The sequence below is a fragment of the Streptomyces sp. MBT65 genome (genome assembly GCF_016612545.1).
Lineage (GTDB): Bacteria > Actinomycetota > Actinomycetes > Streptomycetales > Streptomycetaceae > Streptomyces.
On the sequence record NZ_JAENRY010000573.1, the window covers coordinates 1 to 4,337 of the forward strand.

Below are 4,337 nucleotides of genomic sequence, written 5' to 3' on the forward strand. Positions count from 1 at the left end.
GGCGGCCGACGCCCACATCGCGCTCCTGCACGCCATTGAGGCCGCCGAACGCGAACGCACCGAACTGGCTGTGCTCTTCGACACCCCCGACGCCCCGCACGCCATCGCCACGGACCGCTGGGCGGCCCTGGAGAAGGCGCTCCTGGACGACTTCGACCAGACCGCGTCCGCCGCCCTGAAGGGCAGGCTCTACGTCGCCCTCCTCCAGCACCCCGGCCTCGTCGTCCGCAGGACCCGCGAGACCCTCGCCGACCCGCACGCCGAGCGGAACACCTGGCCCACGTACGACAGTTGGCTGACCGCCTCCACCCGGCGCATCGAGGCGCTGCGCGTCATCCAGGACCAGGCAGCCGCCGAACTGGGCCGCGGCGCCGCGCGCGACCTCGGCACCGAGCACGCGCGCGTGAGGCACGCGACCTCAGCGTGTCACTGGCCGTGCTGGCCGCCGTCACCGTCCTCGCCCTGACCCTGCGCCTGTCGATCACCCGCCCCCTCAGCGAGGTCTCCGCGGGCGCCCGGGCACTGTCCGAGGGCGTTCTGTCGTACGACATCCGGTACGCGGGCCGGGACGAACTCGGCGCCGTGGCCGACACGTTCCGCGAACTGCGGGTGACCACCGAGCGGCTCGCCGGCGAGATCACCACCATGAACACGGCGATCGACGACAACCGGCTCGGCCACCGCGCGGACGTCGCCGCGTTCGAGGGGACCTGGGCGGAGCTGCTCGGCGGCATGAACGGCACCATGGCGTCCTTCGCCGCGGCCCAGGGGCGGCGCGACAAGGCCGAGCAGGAGCTGGCGAGCATCTTCCACCTCTCCCTCGACCTGCTGTGCATCGCGGGGCTCGACGGCTACTTCAAGCGCGTGAACCCCGCCTTCGAGCGGACCCTCGGCCACTCCGCCGACGCACTCCTGGGCAGGCCCTGGCTGGAGTTCGTGCACCCGGAGGACCGGGTACGCACGCGTGCCGCCCTCGAACGGCTGGCGAGCGGCGTCGAACTCGCCGAGTTCGAGAACCGCTTCGTCCGCGACGACGGCACCGAACGCTGGCTCCAGTGGAGCGCCCGCGCGGTCACCGGAGAGGGCCTCGTCTACGCCGCCGCGCGCGACGTCACCGCGAGCCGCCGCGTCGCCCGCGAACAGACCGCGCTGCGCCGGGTCGCCACCCTCGTCGCCCGCGGGGTGCCCCCGCACGAGGTGTTCTCCGAAGTCGCCGACCAGGTGGGCACGGTACTGAGCAGCGGCTCCGCCGCCGTCCTGCGCTACGGCGCCGACGGAGCCGCCACCGTCCTCGGTTCCGCCCGCGGGCCCGCAGCCGAGGCCGAGACGGCCGCCGCGGCGGAGGTGGCGCGCACCGCCCGCCCCGCGCGCGTGGGCCGCTCGGTGGGCGTTCCCATCGTCGTGGACGACCGCCTGTGGGGTGCCGTCGTCGCGGCCGCCGCCGGAACCGAACCGCTGCCCCCGGACACCGAGTCCCGGCTCGCCGACTTCACCGAACTCGTCGCCACCGCCCTCGCCAACGCCGACAGCCGCGACCAGCTCACGGCGTCACGCGCGCGCGTGGTGGCCGCCGGGGACGCCTCCAGACGCCGTATCGAACGCGATCTGCACGACGGCGTCCAGCAGCGGCTCGTCTCGCTCCAACTCGACCTCAGAACGGCCCAGTCGATGCTGGACGAGCAGCCGGCGGAACTCGCCGAGCAGCTGGACCACATCGCCAAGGGCCTGGACGACGCCTTCGCCGACCTGTTGCAGGTCGCGCGCGGCATCCACCCCGCGATCCTCTCCAAGGGCGGCCTGGGCCCGGCCCTGCGCGCGCTGGCCCGCCGCTCCGCCGTCCCCGTGGAACTCGACCTGAGCCTGCCGGCCGGCCGGCTCCCGGAACGGATCGAGGTCGCCGTCTACTACGTGACCTCCGAGTGCCTCACCAACGCCGTCAAGCACGCGCGCGCGAGCTTCGTCGCGGTGTCGGCGTGGGTCGAGGACGACGTCCTGGAGGTGACGATCGCCGACGACGGAGTGGGCGGCGCCGACCTCGGGCACGGCTCCGGGCTCATCGGCCTCGTCGACCGCGTCGAGGCGATCGGCGGCAAGCTGCGGATCGCCAGCCCACCAGGAGAGGGCACGACCCTCACCGTACGACTGCCGCTGCCCCGCACGGAGGTGTGACCGCCCGAGGCGTACGCGATGGGTGTCCAGGCCGGGGGAAGCATGGACTCGGTGACCTCGCGTACGCGTCGGGCGGTCTTCTCGGACGGAGAGGCAGCCGTCCGGCTCAGGGGTGCTGCGAGGGCTCCCTCAGGTACCAGGTGTGGTCCTCCAGGGATCGGGTGTCGTCCTCCCACGGGCGGACACGGACCGACCGCCGTCGTCTGTCCACCCGTGTCCGCCGCAACTCCCGCAGCCCTTCCGATGTCTGCGGCCCGGGGTCCGTCGGTTCTCGCCCGGGACGACCCGTCCGCCCGCATCTGCACTGGTACGAGAATCGCCCGGACACGCCCCCGTGTCGTCACGGCCACCCCCCAATTCCCGTACCCGCTAGCCGTACCCGACCCGGTCCGGCAGGCTGTGCGTGGCGCACCGCACGGGGCGGGGCAAGGGGAGCCGGGACGATGGACGCAGGGCAGCAGACCGCGCGGGGACGTGTCGTCCTCGCCGACGACGACGTCCTGCTCAGAGAGGGTCTCGCGAGCCTGTGCGAACGCCTGGGCTACGAGGTGGCGGGCCAGGCCGGCGACGCGGTACGGCTCCTGGAACTGGTCGACACCGAGCACCCCGACCTCGCGATCGTCGACATCAGGATGCCGCCCGACCACTCCACCGAGGGACTCAAGGCGGCCCGGACGATCCGTGAGCGCCATCCCGACATCGGCATCCTCGTGCTGTCCGCGTTCGTCGAGGTCGAGGAGGCCCTGGAGCTGCTGGCCGGCGGGCACAAGGTCGGGTATCTCCTCAAGAGCCGGATCACGGTCGTCGACGAGTTCGTCGAGGCCCTCGACCGCATTCACAAGGGCGGCTCGGTCGTCGACCCCTCCCTGGTGCACGAGCTGTTCTCGGCGCAGCGCCGCGACGACCCGCTGTCCTTCCTCAGCAACCGCGAGCGCGAGGTCCTGGCACTGATGGCGGAAGGCCGCTCCAACGCCGGCATCGGCCGCCGGCTGTGGGTCACCGAGGGCACCGTCGAGAAACACGTCCGCAGCATCCTGGGCAAACTCCACCTACCGGAAGCCGCCGACGACCACCGCCGGGTCCTGGCCGTTCTGACGTTTCTGGAGTCCCGGTAGGCGTTGTCCACAGCCCCGCCGCGCTGTCACTCCGCGCCAGTAGGGTGTGAAACATGGCCGATCCCTCCAGCTACCGCCCCAGGCCGGGAGAGATCCCGGACTCGCCCGGGGTCTACCGATTCCGCGACGAGCACCGCCGGGTGATCTACGTCGGAAAGGCGAAGAGCCTGCGCCAGCGCCTGGCGAACTACTTCCAGGACCTGGCCGGACTCCACCCGCGCACACGCACGATGGTCACCACGGCCGCGTCGGTGGAGTGGACGGTGGTGTCCACGGAGGTCGAGGCGCTCCAGCTGGAGTACTCCTGGATCAAGGAGTACGACCCCCGGTTCAACGTCAAGTACCGCGACGACAAGAGCTACCCGTACCTCGCGGTGACGATGAACGAGGAGTACCCGCGCGTGCAGGTGATGCGCGGTCACAAGAAGAAGGGCGTCCGCTACTTCGGGCCCTACGGACACGCGTGGGCGATCCGCGACACCGTGGACCTCCTGCTGCGCGTGTTCCCCGTCCGCACCTGCTCGGCCGGCGTCTTCAAGAACGCCACCCGCACCGGCCGCCCCTGTCTGCTCGGCTACATCGGCAAGTGCTCCGCCCCCTGCGTCGGCCGCGTCACCGAGGAAGAACACCGCGAACTGGCCGAGGAGTTCTGCGACTTCATGGCCGGCCGCACCGGCACGTACATCCGCCGCCTGGAGACGGCGATGACGGACGCGGCCGAGGAGATGGAGTACGAGCGGGCGGCCCGTCTGCGCGACGACATCGAGGCCCTGAGGAAGGCCATGGAGAAGAGCGCGGTCGTCCTCGCCGACGCGACCGACGCCGACCTGATCGCGGTCGCCGAGGACGAGTTGGAGGCGGCCGTCCAGATCTTCCACGTCCGTGGCGGACGCGTGCGCGGCCAGCGCGGCTGGGTCACCGACAAGGTCGAGGACGTCACCACCGCTGCCCTCGTCGAGCACGCCCTCCAGCAGCTCTACGGCGAGGAGAAGGGCGACGCCGTCCCCAAGGAGGTCCTCGTCCCGGCGCTGCCCGACCCGGTGGAGCCGGTCC

The 4,337-nt window shown here is 72.0% G+C and carries 4 protein-coding genes; all 4 read left to right on the top strand.

Translation table 11 applies throughout. The features are described 5' to 3' along the window. A partial coding sequence (locus JHN63_RS54540) for a nitrate- and nitrite sensing domain-containing protein (protein ID WP_307782191.1) occupies positions 1-466 on the top strand: 466 nt, incomplete at its 5' end. Next, entirely contained in the window at positions 424-2,169 is a 1,746-nt protein-coding gene (locus JHN63_RS50485) for a PAS domain S-box protein (protein WP_307782192.1), read from the top strand. The genes JHN63_RS54540 and JHN63_RS50485, both read left to right, overlap by 43 nt. 443 nt (positions 2,170-2,612) lie before the next feature. Then, positions 2,613-3,284, top strand: a complete 672-nt coding sequence (locus JHN63_RS50490; protein ID WP_200691851.1) for a response regulator transcription factor — start codon at positions 2,613-2,615, stop codon at positions 3,282-3,284. Positions 3,285-3,337: 53 nt separating this feature from the next. After that, on the top strand, positions 3,338-4,337 hold a 1,000-nt coding region (uvrC, locus tag JHN63_RS50495), incomplete at its 3' end, for an excinuclease ABC subunit UvrC (protein WP_200691852.1).